17 protein-coding genes are annotated in these 17,409 nt (G+C 71.6%); 10 read left to right on the top strand and 7 right to left on the bottom strand.

Annotation, left to right across the window (positions count from 1 at the left end):
• Positions 1-2: 2 nt before the first annotated feature.
• Positions 3-452 carry a MerR family DNA-binding transcriptional regulator gene (locus tag ASG91_RS12150; RefSeq protein WP_082594131.1) on the bottom strand — a complete coding sequence of 150 codons (450 nt, stop codon included), beginning with the start codon at positions 450-452 and terminating at the stop codon, positions 3-5.
• A gap of 106 nt (positions 453-558) precedes the next feature.
• Here ASG91_RS12150 and ASG91_RS12145 point away from each other — a divergent pair, with 106 nt between their 5' ends.
• Both ASG91_RS12145 and ASG91_RS12140 read left to right on the top strand, forming a co-directional pair.
• The gene (locus ASG91_RS12145) at positions 559-1,740 is read left to right on the top strand and encodes an acyl-CoA dehydrogenase family protein (RefSeq protein ID WP_056922903.1); all 1,182 of its coding nucleotides are present in this window, start codon (positions 559-561) and stop codon (positions 1,738-1,740) included.
• A 110-nt stretch (positions 1,741-1,850) separates the two neighbouring features.
• A complete protein-coding gene (locus tag ASG91_RS12140) occupies positions 1,851-3,407 on the top strand; it encodes an acyl-CoA carboxylase subunit beta (protein WP_056923225.1) in 1,557 nt (518 codons plus the stop codon).
• Between the two features lie 38 nt (positions 3,408-3,445).
• Here ASG91_RS12140 and ASG91_RS12135 read toward each other — a convergent pair whose 3' ends face one another.
• From ASG91_RS12135 to ASG91_RS12125, 3 genes are all read right to left on the bottom strand, one after another.
• A complete protein-coding gene (locus ASG91_RS12135) occupies positions 3,446-4,108 on the bottom strand; it encodes a nucleoside triphosphate pyrophosphatase (RefSeq protein ID WP_056922902.1) in 663 nt (220 codons plus the stop codon).
• Between the two features lie 31 nt (positions 4,109-4,139).
• Positions 4,140-6,035: a Na+/H+ antiporter gene (locus ASG91_RS12130; RefSeq protein ID WP_082594129.1), complete on the bottom strand. Its 1,896-nt coding sequence runs from the start codon at positions 6,033-6,035 to the stop codon at positions 4,140-4,142.
• 80 nt (positions 6,036-6,115) lie between these two features.
• Positions 6,116-7,828, bottom strand: a complete 1,713-nt coding sequence (locus ASG91_RS12125) for a DUF885 domain-containing protein (RefSeq protein ID WP_056922901.1) — start codon at positions 7,826-7,828, stop codon at positions 6,116-6,118.
• An 83-nt stretch (positions 7,829-7,911) separates the two neighbouring features.
• Between ASG91_RS12125 and ASG91_RS12120 the strand changes: the two genes are divergently transcribed.
• Positions 7,912-8,595, top strand: a complete 684-nt coding sequence (locus ASG91_RS12120; RefSeq protein ID WP_056922900.1) for an MOSC domain-containing protein — start codon at positions 7,912-7,914, stop codon at positions 8,593-8,595.
• A gap of 4 nt (positions 8,596-8,599) precedes the next feature.
• Here the strand turns inward: ASG91_RS12120 and ASG91_RS12115 are convergent, their stop codons facing one another.
• Positions 8,600-8,833: an acyl-CoA carboxylase subunit epsilon gene (locus ASG91_RS12115; protein WP_056922899.1), complete on the bottom strand. Its 234-nt coding sequence runs from the start codon at positions 8,831-8,833 to the stop codon at positions 8,600-8,602.
• Entirely contained in the window at positions 8,833-10,599 is a 1,767-nt protein-coding gene (locus tag ASG91_RS12110; RefSeq protein WP_082594128.1) for an acyl-CoA carboxylase subunit beta, read from the bottom strand. Before ASG91_RS12110 ends, ASG91_RS12115 begins: the two co-directional genes overlap by 1 nt.
• 24 nt (positions 10,600-10,623) lie before the next feature.
• Here ASG91_RS12110 and ASG91_RS12105 point away from each other — a divergent pair, with 24 nt between their 5' ends.
• The 5 genes from ASG91_RS12105 to ASG91_RS12085 are packed head-to-tail and all read left to right on the top strand — an operon-like array spanning position 10,624 to position 15,035.
• The gene (locus ASG91_RS12105) at positions 10,624-11,406 is read left to right on the top strand and encodes a biotin--[acetyl-CoA-carboxylase] ligase (protein ID WP_082594127.1); all 783 of its coding nucleotides are present in this window, start codon (positions 10,624-10,626) and stop codon (positions 11,404-11,406) included.
• A gap of 9 nt (positions 11,407-11,415) precedes the next feature.
• A complete protein-coding gene (locus tag ASG91_RS12100; protein ID WP_056922898.1) occupies positions 11,416-12,507 on the top strand; it encodes an adenylate/guanylate cyclase domain-containing protein in 1,092 nt (363 codons plus the stop codon).
• Positions 12,504-13,292, top strand: coding sequence for an enoyl-CoA hydratase/isomerase family protein (locus tag ASG91_RS12095; protein ID WP_056922897.1), 789 nt, complete (start codon positions 12,504-12,506; stop codon positions 13,290-13,292). Before ASG91_RS12100 ends, ASG91_RS12095 begins: the two co-directional genes overlap by 4 nt.
• Before the next feature lie 30 nt (positions 13,293-13,322).
• Positions 13,323-14,000 carry a response regulator transcription factor gene (locus ASG91_RS12090; protein ID WP_056922896.1) on the top strand — a complete coding sequence of 226 codons (678 nt, stop codon included), beginning with the start codon at positions 13,323-13,325 and terminating at the stop codon, positions 13,998-14,000.
• 9 nt (positions 14,001-14,009) lie between these two features.
• Positions 14,010-15,035 (top strand): sensor histidine kinase KdpD, encoded by a 1,026-nt coding sequence (locus ASG91_RS12085; protein ID WP_056922895.1) that lies wholly within the window; start codon positions 14,010-14,012, stop codon positions 15,033-15,035.
• Positions 15,036-15,045: 10 nt separating this feature from the next.
• On the opposite strand, the gene ASG91_RS12080 is transcribed toward ASG91_RS12085, so the two are convergent.
• Positions 15,046-15,552, bottom strand: a complete 507-nt coding sequence (locus ASG91_RS12080) for a GtrA family protein (protein WP_056922894.1) — start codon at positions 15,550-15,552, stop codon at positions 15,046-15,048.
• 108 nt (positions 15,553-15,660) lie between these two features.
• Here ASG91_RS12080 and ASG91_RS12075 point away from each other — a divergent pair, with 108 nt between their 5' ends.
• Both ASG91_RS12075 and purE read left to right on the top strand, forming a co-directional pair.
• Positions 15,661-16,857, top strand: a complete 1,197-nt coding sequence (locus ASG91_RS12075; protein WP_056922893.1) for a 5-(carboxyamino)imidazole ribonucleotide synthase — start codon at positions 15,661-15,663, stop codon at positions 16,855-16,857.
• Positions 16,854-17,384, top strand: coding sequence for a 5-(carboxyamino)imidazole ribonucleotide mutase (gene purE, locus ASG91_RS12070; RefSeq protein ID WP_056922892.1), 531 nt, complete (start codon positions 16,854-16,856; stop codon positions 17,382-17,384). The genes ASG91_RS12075 and purE overlap by 4 nt, the downstream gene beginning before the upstream one ends.
• The last annotated feature ends 25 nt before the right edge of the window (positions 17,385-17,409 follow it).

The following is a 17,409-nucleotide window of genomic DNA, read 5'->3' as shown; positions in this document are numbered from 1 at the left end:
GGTCAGCCCAGCCGGTCGAGGTCGGTCCGGCAGCGGCGCTCGAACTCGGCCAGCTCGGTCAGCGCGTCCTCGAGGTCGCGACGGCGCTGCTCGAGGTCGGTGCGGCGTTCGTCGATCTGCCCTAGCACGTACTCGAGCTGGCTCGCCTTGCCCCGCGGCCGGTCGTACAGGTCGATGATCGTGCGGATCTCCTCGAGCGGGAACCCGAGGCGCTTGCCCCGCAGGATCAGGGCCAGGCGGGTGCGGTCGCGGCGGTGGTAGATGCGGGTGGTGCCACGCCGTTCGGGGGTGATCAGCCCGAGCTCCTCGTAGTGCCGCACCGTCCGGTGGGTCACCCTGAACTCGTCCGCGATCTCCCGGATCGTCCACGTCCGGGCGACCGCCTGGTCTGCGGCCTCGTCTGCGGTCCGGTCGGCAGGCCGGTCGACCTCGGTGGCGGCGGGGGCTGGCATACCCGTGAGTATTGCTTTACGTTTACGTCAACGTCAAGCACACCCCATCCCCACGGTATGCCGCGTGGCCGGGCGACCCCCGGGCGCGCACCACGAAGGAGAAGCGATGTTCGAGCTGAGCAAGGAGCACGAGGACTTCCGCAAGGTCGTCCGGGAGTTCGCCGAGGCCGAGGTCGAGCCGCACATCGCCAAGTGGGACAAGGACCACCACTTCCCGAGCGACCTGGTGCCCAAGATGGGCGACCTGGGGCTCTTCGGCCTCGTCGTGCCCGAGGAGTTCGGCGGTATGGGTGACGACGGCGACTTCACCTCGCTCTGCGTCGCCATCGAGGAGCTCGGTCGCGTCGACCAGTCCATCGGCATCACCCTGTCCGCGGGAGTGGGCCTGGGCATCAACCCGATCCTCACTTACGGCTCGCAGGAGCAGAAGGAGCGCTTCCTGCCCGACCTGGTGGCCGGTCGCGCGCTCGCCGGGTTCGGCCTGACCGAGCCCGACGCCGGCTCCGACGCCGGTGCCACCCGCACCAAGGCGGTCCGCGACGGCGACGAGTGGGTCGTCAACGGCTCCAAGGCGTTCATCACCAACTCGGGCACCGACATCACCTCCGTGGTCACGGTCACCGCCCGCACCGGCACGAACGACGACGGTTCGGCCCAGCTCAGCGCGATCATGATCCCTTCCGGCACACCGGGATTCACGGTCGAGCCGGCCTACGACAAGCTTGGCTGGCACGCCTCCGACACCCACGGGCTGACCTTCGAGGACTGCCGCGTCCCGGCCGGGAACCTCCTCGGCAACGAGGGCGAGGGCTTCAAGCAGTTCCTCAAGACCCTCGACGACGGCCGCATCGCGATCTCGGCGCTCGCCGTCGGCATGAGCCAGCGGATGCTCGAGGAGACCACCGAGTACGCCAGGACCCGCAAGGCGTTCGGCAAGCCGATCGGCGTGAACCAGGGCGTCTCCTTCCAGATCGCCGACCTGGCCGTGATGGTCGAGGCGTCGCGCCAGCTGACCTACAAGGCCGCCTGGCTCAAGGACGAGCTGGAGCACGGCCGCCGCTCGGTCAAGGAGGTCAAGCAGGCCGCCGCGATCTGCAAGCTCTACTCGACCGAGGCCGCCGTCACCGCGACCCGCATCGCCACCCAGGTCTTCGGCGGCAACGGCTTCATGGAGGAGTACCCCGTGGCCCGGTTCTACCGCGATGCCAAGATCCTCGAGATCGGCGAGGGCACCTCCGAGGTGCAGCGCATGGTCATCGCCCGCCACCTCGGCCTGCCGACCGCGTGAGCGCGGGAGTGCGAGAGGGTATGCGGGTGACCTCCACCACGTCGTCAGGCAAGCACGGGGCAGGCGCCTCCGCGTCCACGTCAGGTCCCTCGGGCCAGCCCCCGTTCGCCGTGGGCGGCGACAGCGGGTCCGACCCCAAGGTGACCGACGTCCGCGAGCGGCTCGCCGCGGCATACCAGGCCTCTGCGACCGCGCCGGCGAAGGCGCAGGCGAAGCTCGACGACCAGGGCAAGCTCTATGTCCGCGAGCGGATCGCGCTGCTGTTCGACGAGGGGAGCTTCGTCGAGGACGCGCGCTACGCCAACGCCACGGCCACGGGGCTGCCGGCCGACGGTGTCGTCACCGGGCGGGGCACGGTCGACGGCCGACCGGCGATCGTGATCGCCAACGACCCCACCGTCAAGGCCGGGTCGTGGGGTGCGCGCACGGTCGAGAAGATCGTCCGGGCCACCGAGATGGCGCTGCGCGAGGAGCTGCCGGTCTTCTGGTTCGTCGACTCCGCGGGGGCCCGGATCACCGACCAGGTCGAGATGTTCCCGGGCCGACGCGGCGCGGGTCGGATCTTCCACAACCAGGTCGCGCTGTCGGGCAAGGTCCCGCAGATCTGCTGCCTGTTCGGGCCGAGCGCTGCCGGTGGGGCCTACATCCCGTCGTTCACCGACCTGATCATCATGGTCGAGGGCAACGCCTCGATGTACCTCGGCAGCCCGCGCATGGCGGAGATGGTGGTGGGCGAGAAGGTCTCGCTCGAGGACATGGGCGGCGCGCGGATGCACTGCACCGTGTCGGGTGTGGGTGACCTGCTCGTCGGAGACGACGCCGAGGCCATCGAGATGGCGCGGCTCTACTTCTCCTACCTGCCCTCCAGCTGGCGCACCGACCTGCCGAGCTACGCGCCGGAGGAGCCGTCGGTGCCGCTGACCCGCCACACCGTGCCCGAGCGGGAGAGCCAGCCGTTCGACATCCACGAGGTCATCGACGGGCTGGTCGACGACGAGTCGTTCTTCGAGATCAAGCCGCTGTTCGCCCCCGAGCTGGTCATCGGGTTCGGGCGGATGTCCGGAGAGACGGTCGGCATCGTCGCCAACAACTCGATGGTCAAGGGTGGCGTGCTCTTCACCGACAGCGCCGACAAGGCCGCCCGCTTCATCTGGCTGTGCGACGCCTACTCGATCCCGCTGATCTACCTCGCCGACGTGCCGGGCTTCATGATCGGCTCCGAGGTCGAGCGCGGCGGCATCATCCGGCACGGCGCCAAGATGGTCTCGGCCGTCTCCTCGGCCACCGTGCCGCAGTTCTGCGTGATCGTGCGCAAGGCCTACGGCGCCGGGCTCTACGCGATGGGTGGGCCGGGCTTCGGGCCCGACGCGACGATCGCGCTACCGACCGCACGGATCGCGGTGATGGGGCCGGAGGCCGCCGTCAACGCGGTGTACGCCAACAAGATCGCGGCGATCGAGGACGCGGGCGAGCGCGAGCAGTTCGTGCAGGACATGCGGCGCGAGTATGAGGAGGACGTCGACCTCGAGCGGCTCGCGGCCGACCTCGTGCTCGACCAGATCATCGAGGCCGACGCGCTGCGGGCCGAGCTGCTGCTCCGGCTGCGCTACGCCAAGACCCGCGAGCGCCACTTCGCGACCAAGCGCCGCGACATCCCGCCGGTCTGACCAGCGGGGTCTCGGGGGTCGCTCAGTCGCTCTGTCGCTCAGTGGCGCTCGCCCTGGGCACCGCGGTGGGCCGAGCTGAGCAGCTCGTGCCACGGGAGCCCGAGCTCGAGCAGGAGCTCACGCAGCAGCGGCAAGGACAGCCCCACGACGTTGCTGGGATCGCCCTCGATACCGGTGACGAACGGACCGCCGAGCCCGTCGAGCGTGAACCCCCCGGCGACCCGGAGCGGCTCACCGGTGGCGACGTACGCGTCGATCTCGTCGTCGGTGAGCTTGGCGAAGTGCACGGTGGTCGAGGCGGTCGCACCGAGGGTGGCCCCGGTGCCGCCGTCGGCCTCGGCGCGGGTGTCGACCACCCAGTGCCCCGTGTGCAGGATGCCCGAGCGGCCCCGCATCTGGCGCCAGCGCGCGATGGCCACCGCGGGGGACGAGGGCCTGCCGTGGATCTCGCCGTCGAGGTCGAGCACCGAGTCGCACCCGATGACGACCGCGTCGTCGATCTGGTCGGCGACGTCCTCGGCCTTGGCCCGCGCGAGCACCAGGGCGACGTCCTCGGCGACGAGCTCCCCGTAGGTCTCCCGGGCCGCCGCCGTCACGGCGTCCTCATCCACCGAGCTCACCACGATGCTGGGCTCGAGTCCGGCTGCGGCGAGCAGCTTGCGGCGGGCGGGGGAGGCGGAGGCGAGGACGAGGGTGGTCACGAGGTGAGGCTACCCACCCGGGAGCGGGCGCTCAGCCGAGCTGCTCGTCGACGAAGCACCAGCGCCAGGACTCCCCGGGCTCGAAGCTGCGCATGACCGGGTGGCCGTCCTCCCGGAAGTGAGCGGAGGCGTGCTTGTGGGGTGACGAGTCGCAGCAGCCGACGTGGCCGCAGTCGAGGCACAGCCGCAGGTGCACCCAGGTCGTGCCGTCGCGCAGGCACTCCTCGCAGCCGTGCGGGCTGGTGGGCGCGACGAAGCGGTCGTGGTGGGCGGCCAGGTGCTCGCACTCGTCCTCGCCCCGCTCCGGCGGAAGCAGCGGGTCCTCGCGCAGCTCGTCGGAGCGCTCCTCGATCCGGTCGAGCATGGACTCCTCGATGTCGAGCTGGGCGAAGACGTGGCCCAGCACCTCCTGGTCGACCGTGCCGGCGTCCCGGATCCGCAGGAGCTCCGCGCGCTCGGCGTCGAGCATGATCATGCGCACCCTGCGATAGGTCGCGCTCGGCGTCTCCACCGCGTCGGCCCGCCCCTGTCCGAGCCGCTCCCAGACGATGTTGGTGCGGTTTTCGGCGCGTCTGCGGAGCGTCTCGATGATGTCGCCCTCGACGTCGTCGTGGTCCTCCAGGGCCTTGAGACCGGCGGCCACCGACGACTGCAGGATCGTGGCCTCCTGGAGGGCGTCCTCGCGGGGGTCGGGGCCACGCACGCCGAGGGTCTTGGCCAGCCAGGGAAGGGAGAGTCCCTGCAGGAGCAGGGTCGCGACGGTGACGGCCATGGCCGCCAGCACCAGCGTCGAGCGCAGTGGCGTGTTGGGCGGCAGGGCGAACGCGGCGGCCAGGGTGACCACGCCGCGCATCCCCGCCCATGAGATGACGGCGGCGGCCTTGGGGTGGAACTTGCCCTCGCCCTCCATGAACCTGTGCTGCAGCCACTTGAACGGGAAGACCCAGACCGGCCGCAGGATGATGACGGTCCCCAGCACCGCCAGGCAGGTCCAGACGATGGTGCCCCACCCGGGACCGGTCTCGTTGGCGTCGGAGACCAGGCGGCGCATCTGCATGCCGAGCATCAGGAAGACGACGTTCTCGAGGATGAACTGGATCGTCGACCAGTTGATCCGCTCGCTGACCCGCGACGACGCGTTCTGGACGATCGGGGACTTGTGGCCGAGGAGCAGCCCCGCGACGACCACGGCGAGCACCCCGGACCCGTGGTAGTGCTCGGCCGGCAGGTAGGCGAGGTAGGGGACGATGAACGAGATCGAGGTGTCGATGGCCGACTCGGTGACCTTGCGCCGGACGTAGGCGATGACGACCCCGACCAGCACCCCGAAGCCCACGCCCAGCACGACGGCCCGGGTGAAGTCGAGGGCCACCGACCCCAGCGTCACGTCGGAGGCGTGACCACCTGCGGCAGCGGCAGCCAGGGGAAACGCCGCGATCGCGGTGCGCAGGGACACCAGGGCGGTGGCGTCGTTGACCAGCGACTCGCCCTCGAGGATCGTCACGATCCGCCGGGGCAGGCCGATGCGTCTCGCGACCGCAGTGGCCGCGACGGCGTCCGGGGGCGCCACGATCGCGCCCAGCGCGAATGCCACCGCGAAGGGCACACCCAGGAGCCAGTAGGTGACCAGGCCGACGCCGCCGGCGGTGAACAGCACCAGCCCCACGGACAGGCCGAGGATCGGGAACCAGTTGGCCCGGAAGTCCACGAGCGACGTGCGGATCGCGGCGGCATACAGCAGGGGCGGGAGGAGGCCGACGAGGACGATCTCCGAGCTCAGCTCGGGCTCGGGGATGAACGGCACGTAGCTGACTGCCACCCCCACGACCAGCAGCACGAGGGGTGCGGCCACCCGCAACCGCTGGGCGAACCCCGCGACGAGGATGACGGTCCCGATGATGGCGACGATCGCGCCGGCGGTTCTCACCGGCTCATCCTTGCAGGCACGTGGTCAGGTCAGCACGGTCAGGTCAGCACGGTCAGGTCAGCACGGTCAGGTCAGCACGGTCAGGTCAGCTCGCCCAGCACCGCCGCGCGCAGGGTGTCGAGCCCCACGCCACCGAGGTCGAGCGTGCGGCGGTGGAAGTCCTTGAGCGAGAAGGAGTCTCCCTCGCGCTCGGCGACCTGGTCACGCAGCTGCATCCAGAGCCGCTCGCCGATCTTGTAGGACGGCGCCTGCCCCGGCCAGCCGAGGTAGCGGTCGAGCTCGAACCGGAGCCACGCCTCGCCCTGGTTGGCGTGGTCGTTGAGGTACTGCCACGCCTTGTCGTAGGTCCACTCGCCGCCACCGACCTCCGCCGGCGCCTCGAACCCGCAGTGCACCCCGATGTCGATGACGACGCGGGCGGCCCGCAGGGACTGGCTGTCGAGCAGGCCCATCTTGTTGCCCGGGTCGTCCATGAAGCCGAGCTCGTCCATCAGCCGCTCGGCATACAGCGCCCAGCCCTCGCCGTGACCGGAGGTCCAGGCCGCCATCCGACGCCACTTGTTGAGCCGCTCGGACCGGAACACGGTCTGCGCGACCTGGAGGTGATGGCCCGGGACTCCCTCGTGGTAGACGGTGGTGAGCTCCTTCCAGGTGCCGAACTCGGTCACGCCCTTGGGGACCGACCACCACATCCGACCCGGCCGGGAGAAGTCCTCCGACGGGCCGGTGTAGTAGATGCCGCCGGTCTGGGTCGGGGCGATGAGGCACTCGATGGTGCGCACCGGGTCGGGGATGTCGAAGTGGGTGCCGGCCAGCTCGGCGATCGCCTCGTCGGCGCGCTTCTGCATCCAGGCCCGCAGCTCGTCGGTGCCGTGCAGCTGGTAGGTCGGGTCGGCATCGAGGGCGGCGATGGCCTCCTTGACCGTGCTCCCGGGCTTGATCTGCTCGGCGACCTGCTCCATCTCGGCCGTGATCCGGTCGACCTCCTGCTGGCCCCAGGCGTAGGTCTCGGCGAGGTCGACCTTCGCGCCCAGGAAGTACCGGGACAGCAGGGCGTAGCGCTCCTCGCCGCAGGCGTCCTCGAGCGGCGCGTCGTCGAGCAGGTGGTCCTTGAGCCAGGTGCCCAGCGCGGCGTAGGCCGCCGACGCGCTCTCGGCAGCGCCGGTCAGCGCCTCCTTGGTGGAGTCGGCCAGCTCGCCGGGGCCGGTGTCCTCGCTCAGGCGGGCGTGCGCCACCAGGGTGGCGAAGTAGCCGTCGGCGGCGACCAGGTCGGCACACTGCTGGATGCACGCCTCCACCTGCCGGCGCGGAGTGATGTTGCCCTTCGCCGACGCGCTGAGCAGGCTCACCTGCCATCCGGTGAGGGCCTCGGGCACGGCCTCGAGGCGGCGGCTGATGACGCCCCAGTCCTCGTCGGTCGCGGTGGGCATGAGGTCGAAGCAGCCCCGGATCGACTGCAGGGGCGAGGCGAGGACGTTGAGGGCCATCTCGTCGATCCCGGCCCGGTGGATCTCCTCGGCCAGCCCGAGGCGCTCGCGCATCGCGGCGAGGGTCACCCGGTCGATGTCGTCGACGGGGGTGGCCCGGTCGAGCTGGTCGAGGACCTCGGCCCGCAAGGCGGCCTGGGCCTCGTGACCCGCGGGGGAGTAGTCGTCGAGCTCCTCGTCGTGACCGGTGATGCCGAGGTAGGTCGCCGTGATGGGGCTGAGCTGCACCTCCCGGGCGAGGTAGTCGTCGGCGATGCGGTCGATGTCTGTCGCGGGGCGCGCTGCGGAGGTCGTCTCGGTGCTCACCCGAGCGAACGTACCCCAGCGTCCTGACGGCGTCCCCGCAATATCCCCCGGCCCTGCGTTGCCGGCGTCCCTAGGCTGGTCCCATGGCTGCCCACCTGCTGTCCCTCAACGTCGGCCGCTCCGAGCCCAGCACCGCGAAGAACGTCGGGGTGACCGGCATCGCCAAGCGTCCGGTGGCCTCGGCCGTGCTGCGGGCTCCGGGGCCCAAGCACGGGGGCCTCGGCAGCGGGGTCGAGGGCGACTTCCTCGGCGACACCCGCCACCACGGCGGCGACTACCAGGCGGTCTACGCGTTCGCCCGCGAGGAGCTCGACTGGTGGGGCGACCAGCTGGGTCGCGAGCTGCCGCACGGGATGTTCGGGGAGAACCTCACGACCAGCGGTCTCGACGTCGACGCGGCGCTGGTCGGCGAGCGCTGGGCGGTCGGTGACGAGGTGGTGCTCGAGGTCTGCGGCCCACGCATCCCGTGCGCGACCTTCGCGGCCCGGATGGGGGAGCGCGGCTGGGTCAAGCGGTTCAGCGAGGTGGGGCGCACCGGCGCCTACCTGTCCGTCGTGACCAGCGGCACCGTGCGACCCGGTGACGCGATCGAGGTGGTCGCCCGGCCCGCCCACGACATCACCGTGCCCGACACGTTCCGCGCGTTCATGGGTGATCTCGACCTGGCGGAGCGGGTGCTGGCGGCTGACTGCCTGGTCGAGGTCGAGGCGGCCGAGCTGCGCGAGACGGTCGCGCGTCGCCGCAGCTCCGGCGCCGAGCTCGACTGAAGGGTCAGCGGGGCCAGGCGGAGGCGCGCCAGGCGCCCGGTCCGGGGGACAGCGTCCGCCGCAGCGCGGGCGCGCGCGCGGCCCACTGCGAGGTATGCCGCGGGGCCGGCTCGGGTGCCGGCCCGGCCACCGCGGACAGCACCGCCATGACGGCGGCGACCTCTTCGGGCGTCGCGTCGCCGCGGACCAGCCGCATGGGGGGCCGGTCCGCGGGGAGGTCGGTCTCGGAGGAAGCCATCAGAGTGGGATGTTGCCGTGCTTCTTGGGCGGCAGGGTCTCGCGCTTGGTGCGCAGTGCCCGCAGCGCCTTGGTGACGTTCATCCGCGTGTTGGAGGGCGTGATGACGGTGTCGATGTAGCCGCGCTCGGCCGCGATGTAGGGGTTGGCGAGGGTGTCCTCGTACTCGGCGATGAACCGGGCCCGGGCCTCGTCGACGTTCTCGCCGGCCTCGGCTGCTGCGGCGAGCTGCTTGCGGTAGAGGATGTTGACCGCGCCCTGGGCGCCCATCACGGCGATCTGCGCGGTCGGCCAGGCGAGGTTGATGTCGGCGCCGAGGTGCTTGGACCCCATCACGTCGTACGCGCCGCCGTACGCCTTGCGGGTGATCACGGTGACGAGCGGGACGGTCGCCTCGGCATACGCGTAGATCAGCTTGGCGCCGCGGCGGATGATGCCGTCCCACTCCTGGTCGGTGCCGGGCAGGAAGCCGGGCACGTCGACGAAGGTGAGGACGGGGATGTTGAACGCGTCGCAGGTGCGCACGAACCGGGCGGCCTTCTCGGAGGCGTCGATGTCGAGGGTGCCGGCGAACTGCATCGGCTGGTTGGCGACGACGCCGACCGAGCGACCCTCGATCCGCCCGTAGCCCACGAGGATGTTCGGCGCGAACAGCGGCTGGACCTCGAGGAACTCGCCGTCGTCGAGGACGTGCTCGATGACGACCTTCATGTCGTAGGGCTGGTTCGCGCTGTCCGGGATCAGGGTGTCGAGCTCGCGGTCCTCCTCGGTCACCTCGAGCGACGGCAGCTCACCATCGTCGGCGAACGAGGGCGGCTCCTCGAGGTTGTTCGAGGGCAGGTAGGACAGCAGCTCCTTGACGTAGTCGATCGCGTCCTGCTCGTCGGTGCCCATGTAGTGCGCGACCCCGGACTTGGTGTTGTGCGCGCGGGCGCCGCCGAGGTCCTCGAACGAGACGTCCTCACCGGTCACGGTCTTGATGACCTCGGGACCGGTGATGAACATGTGGGAGGTCTGGTCGACCATCACGGTGAAGTCGGTGACCGCGGGGGAGTAGACCGCTCCGCCGGCGCACGGCCCCATGATCAGCGAGATCTGCGGGATGACCCCCGAGGCGTGCACGTTGCGGCGGAAGATCTCGCCGTAGAGCCCGAGGGAGACGACGCCCTCCTGGATGCGGGCGCCACCGGAGTCGTTCAGCCCCACGACCGGGCAGCCGACCTTCATCGCGAAGTCCATGACCTTGCAGATCTTCTCCCCGAAGACCTCGCCCAGGGACCCGCCGAAGACGGTGAAGTCCTGCGCGAACACCGCCACGGTGCGCCCGTCGACCGTGCCGTAGCCGGTCACGACCCCGTCGCCGTAGGGGCGGTTGGCCTCCTGGCCGAACGCGACCGACCGGTGCCGGGCGTACTTGTCCATCTCGATGAACGAACCCTCGTCGAGCAGCGTCCAGACCCCGTCGCCGTAGGGGCGGTTGGCCTCCTGGCCGAACGCGACCGACCGGTGCCGGGCGTACTTGTCCATCTCGATGAACGAACCCTCGTCGAGCAGCATCTCCAGCCGCTCGCGGGCGGTCTTCTTGCCGCGGGCGTGCTGCTTCTCGATGGCGCGCTCGGACCCTGCGTGCGCGACCTCGGCCACCCGACGCTTGAGGTCGGCCAGCTTGCCCGCGGTGGAGTGGATGTCGATGCCCGACTGGGGGTCGGGGACGTCGGTGCCACCCACGGAGAGCGGATCAGCGACGGAATCGGTGGTCTGCGCCATGTCGGCGAGCCTAGCCTTGCCTGCATGCGCGAATCGCTCGACCGTGAGGCATTGCACGAGGCGTTGGTCACGCCGGGTCAGCCGTGGACGGGAGTCGACGTCCACCCGGAGCTCGGCTCCACCAACCTCGAGGCAGCCCGCCTCGCCGAACCGTGGCGGGTGGTCGTGACTGACCACCAGGTGGCCGGGCGGGGGCGGCTCGGTCGGGCCTGGGACACACCGGCCCGCACCTCGGTCACGCTCTCGGTGCTGGTGCCCGCACCAGAGCAGGGCCGGGGCTGGGTGCCCCTCGCGACCGGGCTCGCGGTGCGTGACGCGCTGGCCGAGGTCGCCGGCGTCGAGGGCGGGCTCAAGTGGCCCAACGACGTGCTGCTGCCCGCCGACGAGGAGCGCAAGGTGTGCGGGATCCTCTGCGAGCTGCAGCCGGCCGGGATCGTGGTCGGGCTCGGGATCAACGTCGACCAGGACCGCGCGGAGCTGCCCGTCGACACGGCCACCTCGCTGCGGCTGGCCGGTGCCACGGAGGTGAGCCGGCAGCGCCTGGTGGTGGCGGTCCTCACCCACCTCGCGCGCTGGCACGGCGCCCTCAGCGGCACCGCGCACGAGCGCGCAGGTGTGCACGCGGCATACCGGAAGGCCTGCCTGACCATCGGACGCGAGGTGGAGCTGCACCTGGCCGGTGGGGAGGTGCGCAGGGCGCGCGCCGTCGGCGTGGATGACGAGGGCCGGCTCGTGGTCGCCAGCGCGGGCACGGAGTATGCCGTGGCCGCCGGCGACGTGGTCCACGTGCGCAGCGGCACGCCCTAGTCTGACCGCATGACCGAGGTTGGCCGGCACCGGGTGGTGCGCCCGGAGGACTTCGCGGCGCTGCGCCCGGACGACCTCGAGGCCCGCCTGCTCGGCAAGCCGGCCACGATGGCTCGGCGCGACGTCTCCCGGGGCGCCGAGGTCTCGCTGCTGTCGGCCCGCAAGTTCTGGCACGCCCTGGGTTTCCCGAACGTCGAGGACGACGACGCGATGTTCACCGAGGCCGACCAGATGGCGCTGATGGCCGTCGCCCGGCTCGTCCGCGAGCAGGAGCTCGACGAGACGACGGCGCTGGCGATGACCCGCGCGTTCGCCCGCACCACCGACCGCCTGGCGGTCTGGCAGACCCAGCTGATGGCCGAGGCGCTCGCGGCGCCCGGGCTGGAGGCCGCGCTCGACGAGGCGGACGCCAGGGCGGTCCCCGACCTCGCCGCCGCCGAGGCTGCCGCCCGCAAGCTGACCGACATGGCCGACGAGCTCGAGCCGCTCCTCATCTACGCCTGGCGCCGCCACCTCACCGCCGCGATCTCGCGCATGCTCGCGGATGCCGACCCGGAGCAGTCCGACCAGGGCGTGCGCCGGGTCGTCGGGTTCGCCGACCTGGTCAACTTCACCTCGCTCGTGCGCCGGATGACCGAGCGGCAGCTCGCCGTCATGGTGCAGCGGTTCGAGGCGCTCGCGACCGACATCGTCACGGCCCACGGCGGCCGGGTGATCAAGACGGTGGGCGACGAGATCCTCTTCGTCACCATCGGGGCCGCGCCCGCCGCTGCCGTGGCCCTCGACCTCGTCGAGACGATGGCCGAGGACGACCTCCTCCCCGACGTGCGGGTCGGCATGGCCGTCGGTCCGGTGCTGTCGCGGCTCGGTGACGTGTTCGGCACGACGGTCAACCGGGCCTCGCGGCTGACCAGCGTCGCGCCCGCTGGAGGGGTGCTCGTCGACGATGCCCTCGCCACGTCACTGGCCGCGTTGTCCGGCTTCGAGACGACCGCCCTGCGCCGCCGCACCCTGCGGGGCATCGGCCAGGTCACGCCGAGCGAGCTGCGCCGCTCCGCCGGCGGCCGCAAGACCACCCCAGACCGAAAGGCCTCCCCATGACCGACCTCGTCCGGATCGAGCGTCACGGAGAGGGCGGGCACGTCGCCGAGCTGGTCCTCGACCGGCCCGAGGCCATGAACGCGGTCTCGACCGCCATGGCGCGGGCCCTGGCCGCCGCGACGACCGAGCTCGCGCAGGACCCCGGCGTCCGGGCCGTGCTGGTGACCTCCAGCCACCCGAAGGCGTTCTGCGTCGGGGCCGACCTCAAGGAGCGCAACTCCTTCACCGACGACGACCTGCGCGCCCAGCGCCCCCTGGCGCAGGCGGCATACCGCGGCGTCCTGGACCTCCCGGTGCCCGCCATCGCTGCCGTCGACGGCTTCGCGCTGGGCGGTGGCTTCGAGATCGCGCTGTCGTGCGACCTCGTGGTCTGCGGCGAGGACGCGCTGGTCGGGCTCCCCGAGGTGAGTGTGGGCGTCATCCCCGGCGGCGGTGGCACCCAGCTGCTGACCCGGCGGGTGGGCTGGTCGCGGGCGGCCCAGATGATCTTCACCGCCCAGCGCTACACCGCGGAGGATGCCTGCCGGCTCGGTGCGGTCGACGAGGTGGTGCCGGCCGGGTCCGCGCGCGACCGTGCGCTCGAGCTGGCGACCACGATCGCCGGTCACTCCCCCGTGGGGGTGCGCAACGCGAAGGCCGCGATGCGGCAGGGTTTCGACACCGATCTGGCCTCCGGCCTGCGCATCGAGGACGACCACTGGGCCGCCACCGCCTTCTCGGCGGACCGCGCCGAGGGAGTCGCCGCATTCAATGAAAAGCGCCTACCGGTGTGGCCCGGTCGCTAGTGGGGGTCCGTTTTACATACGATCACCCCCATGACCCGTGTGCTCCTCGCTGAGGACGACCCTGCCATCTCCGAGCCGCTTGCCCGCGCACTGCGGCGTGAGGGGTACGACGTCGACGTGCGCGCCGACGGGCGGGCGGCCCTCGAGGCGTCTGCGGAGAACCCTGACCTGGTCGTCCTCGACCTCGGTCTTCCCTACGTCGACGGGCTCGAGGTGTGCCGCCGGATCCGTGCCGAGGGCCGCACGGTGCCCGTGCTGATCCTCACCGCCCGCGCCGACGAGGTCGACACCGTCGTCGGCCTCGACGCCGGCGCGGACGACTACGTCACGAAGCCGTTCCGGCTGGCCGAGCTGCTGGCGCGGGTGCGGGCGCTCCTGCGGCGCAACCCCACGGACGCCCCCTCCGCCCACGAGCTCGTGCGCATCGACCCCGAGGGGCGTCGCGCGTGGTTCAAGGAGGAGGAGCTCCAGCTCACCGCCAAGGAGTTCGACCTGCTGCGCGTCCTGGTGCGCGAGCAGGGCAAGGTCGTCTCGCGCGAGCAGCTCATGCGCGAGATCTGGGAGACCGCGTGGTTCGGGTCGACCAAGACGCTCGACATGCACATCTCCGTGCTGCGCCGGAAGCTCGGCGACGACGCCGCCCAGCCGCGCTACATCGCCACCGTCCGTGGGGTCGGCTTCCGGTTCGAGCGCGGCGACGAGATCTGACCGCTGACCATGCGGCAACAGCTGATTCGCTCCACCGTGCTCGCGGTGGGTCTGGCCATCGTCATCACGATGGCGCCGGTGGTCATCGCCATCTGGAACTCCAGCGTCAACGGCCGCGGTGCCGTGGCCCAGTGGCTCGACGAGGGCACTCCGACCGCCACGACCGTCCGGTTGTTCCTCGTCGTGGTCGGCCTGGCCGTGCTGGCGCTCGCTGCGGGGGTCTTCGTGGCGACCCGGCAGGCACGGCGGATGGCCCTGCCGATGACGCTGCTCGCCGACCGGGCCGAGCGCCTCGGTGCGGGTGAGTCCCGGATCCAGCCGCTGCACTCCGGCATCTCCGAGGTCGACCAGGTGTCGGAGGTGCTGGCGCGCAGCGCCCAGCGGCTGACCAAGTCACTCGCCTCCGAGCGCGACTTCGCGGCCGACGCCTCCCACCAGCTGCGCACCCCGCTGACCGCCCTGCTGATGCGGCTCGAGGAGATCGCCGCCACGGACGACCTCGAGGTCGCGCAGGAGGAGGCCAGCATCGCCATGGACCAGGTCGAGCGGCTGACCCGGGTGGTCGACGACCTGATGTCCCGCACCCGCCGGGGTGGCGACGAGTCGAAGGCGACCGTGTCGCTCGACTCGGTGATCGCCGCCCTGCAGCGCGAGTGGCAGCCGGCCTTCGAGCAGGCCCGGCGCAGCGTCCGGGTTCACGGCGAGCGGGGACTGGTCGTCCAGGCCAAGCCGGTCGACCTCTCCCAGGTGCTCTCGACCCTCCTCGAGAACGCCCTCGCGCACGGCCGTGGCACGGTCGACGTCCACGCCCGACGCAGCGGCCCCTCCGTGGTCGTCGAGGTCAGCGACCAGGGGGAGGGCGTCCCCGCCACCATCGCCCCGCACATCTTCGAGCGGTCGGTGACCACGACCGGCACCGGGCTCGGGCTCGCCCTGGCCCGCGACCTGGCCGAGTCCAACGGTGGGCGGCTCGAGCTGATCCAGGCCCAGCCGGCGATCTTCGCGCTCTTCCTGAGCGAGTCCGACGGCGTCTGACGCCGGGCGCTCAGCCCTTGGTCTCGGCCAGCGGCGACGTGTCGGTCAGCGGCTCGTGGCTGAACACGAACCTGCGGTAGGCCCAGAACCGGAACAAGGTGCCGAGGGCGATGCCGACGAGCTTGGCGACGTTCTCGACCACGAGGCTCTCCTGGCCGAGGAAGTGGTGCGCGAACCCGACGCAGCCGGCCTGGATGAGCAGGGCGACCCCGTTGGTCAGCGCGAACAGCAGCGCCTCGTAGTGCACCGGACGGTTGCGCCGGTGCCGGAAGGTCCACGCCCGGTTGCCCACCCATGCCACGCAGGTGGCCACGGCCGCGGAGATGATCGTCGCGATGACCGCGCGCGACAGGAGGCCGTTGCCGTACCCCGCCAGCACCGTGGCCCGCAGGATGTTGAACAGGCCGAGGTCGATGACGAAGGCGACCGCGCCGACGATGCCGAACTTGATCATCTCGCGGTAGAGGACGTCGACGGTGCCACGCAGGCGGGCGACGAGGGAGGGGCTCTCGGACACGCGAGGAGCCTAGCCGCGGCAGAGGTATGCCGTGGCCGAAAGGCTGTGGTGGGACGCCCGCCGTGGAGCGCTGCGACGCGCCCTCCGGGCGGCCGATATCCTCGCCGCGTGACGTCACCGCAGCGCGCCCCCGGAGGCTTCCCGGTCGTCGGCATCATCGGGGGCGGACAACTCGCCCGGATGTGTGCCGCCCCGGCGGCCGAGCTCGCCATCACGCTGAGTGTGCTGGCCGAGGCGCCGGATGCCGCTGCGGCCCAGGTCATCCCTTCGTCGCCGGTGGGCGACCACGCCGACGTCGAGGCCGTGCTGGCCTTCGCCCGGGACTGTGACGTCGTCACCTTCGACCACGAGCACGTGCCCGCCAACGTGCTGGAAGCCCTTGTGGCAGAAGGTATCCCGCTGCACCCGACCCCCGAGGCCCTGCGGTTCGCGCAGGACAAGCTGGCGATGCGCGAACGGCTCACCGAGATCGGGGTGGCCTGTCCCGCGTGGGCGAGGGCTCGCACGGCCGACGACGTCGAGGCCTTCGCGGCACGGGTCGGCTGGCCGATCGTGGCCAAGACGCCCCGCGGCGGCTACGACGGCAAGGGGGTCCGCGTCATCCACTCGACGGACGAGGTGCGCGACTGGCTCGAGGCCGTGGGCAGCGATGGCGCCCTGGCCGACGGGGTCCTGGTCGAGGAGAAAGTCGAGTTCGTCCGCGAGCTCGCCGTCCTGATCGCGCGCAGCCCGTCCAACCAAGCGGCGGCCTGGCCGGTGGTCGAGACCGTCCAGACCGACAGCATCTGCACCGAGGTCCTCGCGCCCGCGCCGGACCTCGACCCCACCCTCGCGGCGGTCGCCACGGAGGCCGGGCTGCGGATCGCCGAGCAGCTGGGCGTCACCGGGGTGTTCGCGGTCGAGATGTTCGAGGTGCGCGACCCGGGGACCGGTGCCGCGGCATACGTCGTCAACGAGCTGGCCATGCGCCCGCACAACAGTGGGCACTGGTCGATGGACGGCGCGGTGACGGGCCAGTTCGAGCAGCACCTGCGGGCGGTGCTCGACCTGCCGCTGGGCGCCCCCACGCCCCGCGAGCCGCACACCGTGATGGCCAACGTCCTCGGCGGTGACTACCCCGAGCTCTACCCCGCCTACCGCCACGTGATGGCACGCGACCCCGGTCTCAAGGTGCACCTCTACGGCAAGGGTGTCCGCCCCGGCCGCAAGATCGGCCACGTCAACGTCTCCGGCTCCGACCTCGCGCAGCTGCGGGAGCGCGCCGGTCACGCCGCCGACTACCTCGCAGGAGTGATCACCGAATGAGCGACCAGCAACCCCTCGTCGGGCTCGTGATGGGCAGCGACAGCGACTGGCCCGTGATGGAGCTCGCCGCGCAGGCCCTCGACGAGTTCGGTGTCCCCTACGAGGCGGACGTCGTCTCCGCCCACCGGATGCCCGAGGAGATGATCGCCTACGGGCAGAACGCTGCGGGGCGCGGGCTGCGCGTGGTCATCGCCGGCGCCGGCGGTGCCGCGCACCTGCCCGGCATGCTCGCGTCGGTGACGCCGCTGCCCGTCATCGGGGTGCCCGTGCCGCTCAAGTACCTCGACGGCATGGACTCGCTGCTCTCGATCGTCCAGATGCCGGCCGGGGTTCCGGTGGCGACCGTCTCGATCGGCGGGGCCAGGAACGCCGGCCTGCTCGCCGCCCGCATCCTCGCCGCCGGCGAGGGTGGGTATGCCGCGGGGCTGCGTGAGCGGATGACCGCCTTCCAGGCGGACCTGAGGGACCAGGCCCACGCCAAGGGCGCGGCGCTTCGCGACCGACGCGGCGCCGGGCCTGGCTCCTAGCGGGCCATGCCCGCCGAGCGGGCCT

The organism is Phycicoccus sp. Soil802 (assembly GCF_001429605.1).
Taxonomy (GTDB): domain Bacteria; phylum Actinomycetota; class Actinomycetes; order Actinomycetales; family Dermatophilaceae; genus Pedococcus.
Note: the sequence above shows the minus strand (reverse complement) of the source record. Positions and strands in the feature narration are given on the sequence as shown.

Bases quoted from the DNA above. Each gene is read 5' to 3' on its own strand.
- ASG91_RS12150 (WP_082594131.1), bottom strand. From the start codon at position 452: ATGCCAGCCCCCGCCGCCACCGAGGTCGACCGGCCTGCCGACCGGACC.
- ASG91_RS12145 (WP_056922903.1), top strand. From the start codon at position 559: ATGTTCGAGCTGAGCAAGGAGCACGAGGACTTCCGCAAGGTCGTCCGG.
- ASG91_RS12120 (WP_056922900.1), top strand. From the start codon at position 7,912: ATGGCTGCCCACCTGCTGTCCCTCAACGTCGGCCGCTCCGAGCCCAGC.
- ASG91_RS12115 (WP_056922899.1), bottom strand. From the start codon at position 8,833: ATGGCTTCCTCCGAGACCGACCTCCCCGCGGACCGGCCCCCCATGCGG.
- ASG91_RS12110 (WP_082594128.1), bottom strand. From the start codon at position 10,599: ATGGCGCAGACCACCGATTCCGTCGCTGATCCGCTCTCCGTGGGTGGC.
- ASG91_RS12105 (WP_082594127.1), top strand. From the start codon at position 10,624: ATGCGCGAATCGCTCGACCGTGAGGCATTGCACGAGGCGTTGGTCACG.
- ASG91_RS12100 (WP_056922898.1), top strand. From the start codon at position 11,416: ATGACCGAGGTTGGCCGGCACCGGGTGGTGCGCCCGGAGGACTTCGCG.
- ASG91_RS12095 (WP_056922897.1), top strand. From the start codon at position 12,504: ATGACCGACCTCGTCCGGATCGAGCGTCACGGAGAGGGCGGGCACGTC.
- ASG91_RS12090 (WP_056922896.1), top strand. From the start codon at position 13,323: ATGACCCGTGTGCTCCTCGCTGAGGACGACCCTGCCATCTCCGAGCCG.
- ASG91_RS12085 (WP_056922895.1), top strand. From the start codon at position 14,010: ATGCGGCAACAGCTGATTCGCTCCACCGTGCTCGCGGTGGGTCTGGCC.
- purE (WP_056922892.1), top strand. From the start codon at position 16,854: ATGAGCGACCAGCAACCCCTCGTCGGGCTCGTGATGGGCAGCGACAGC.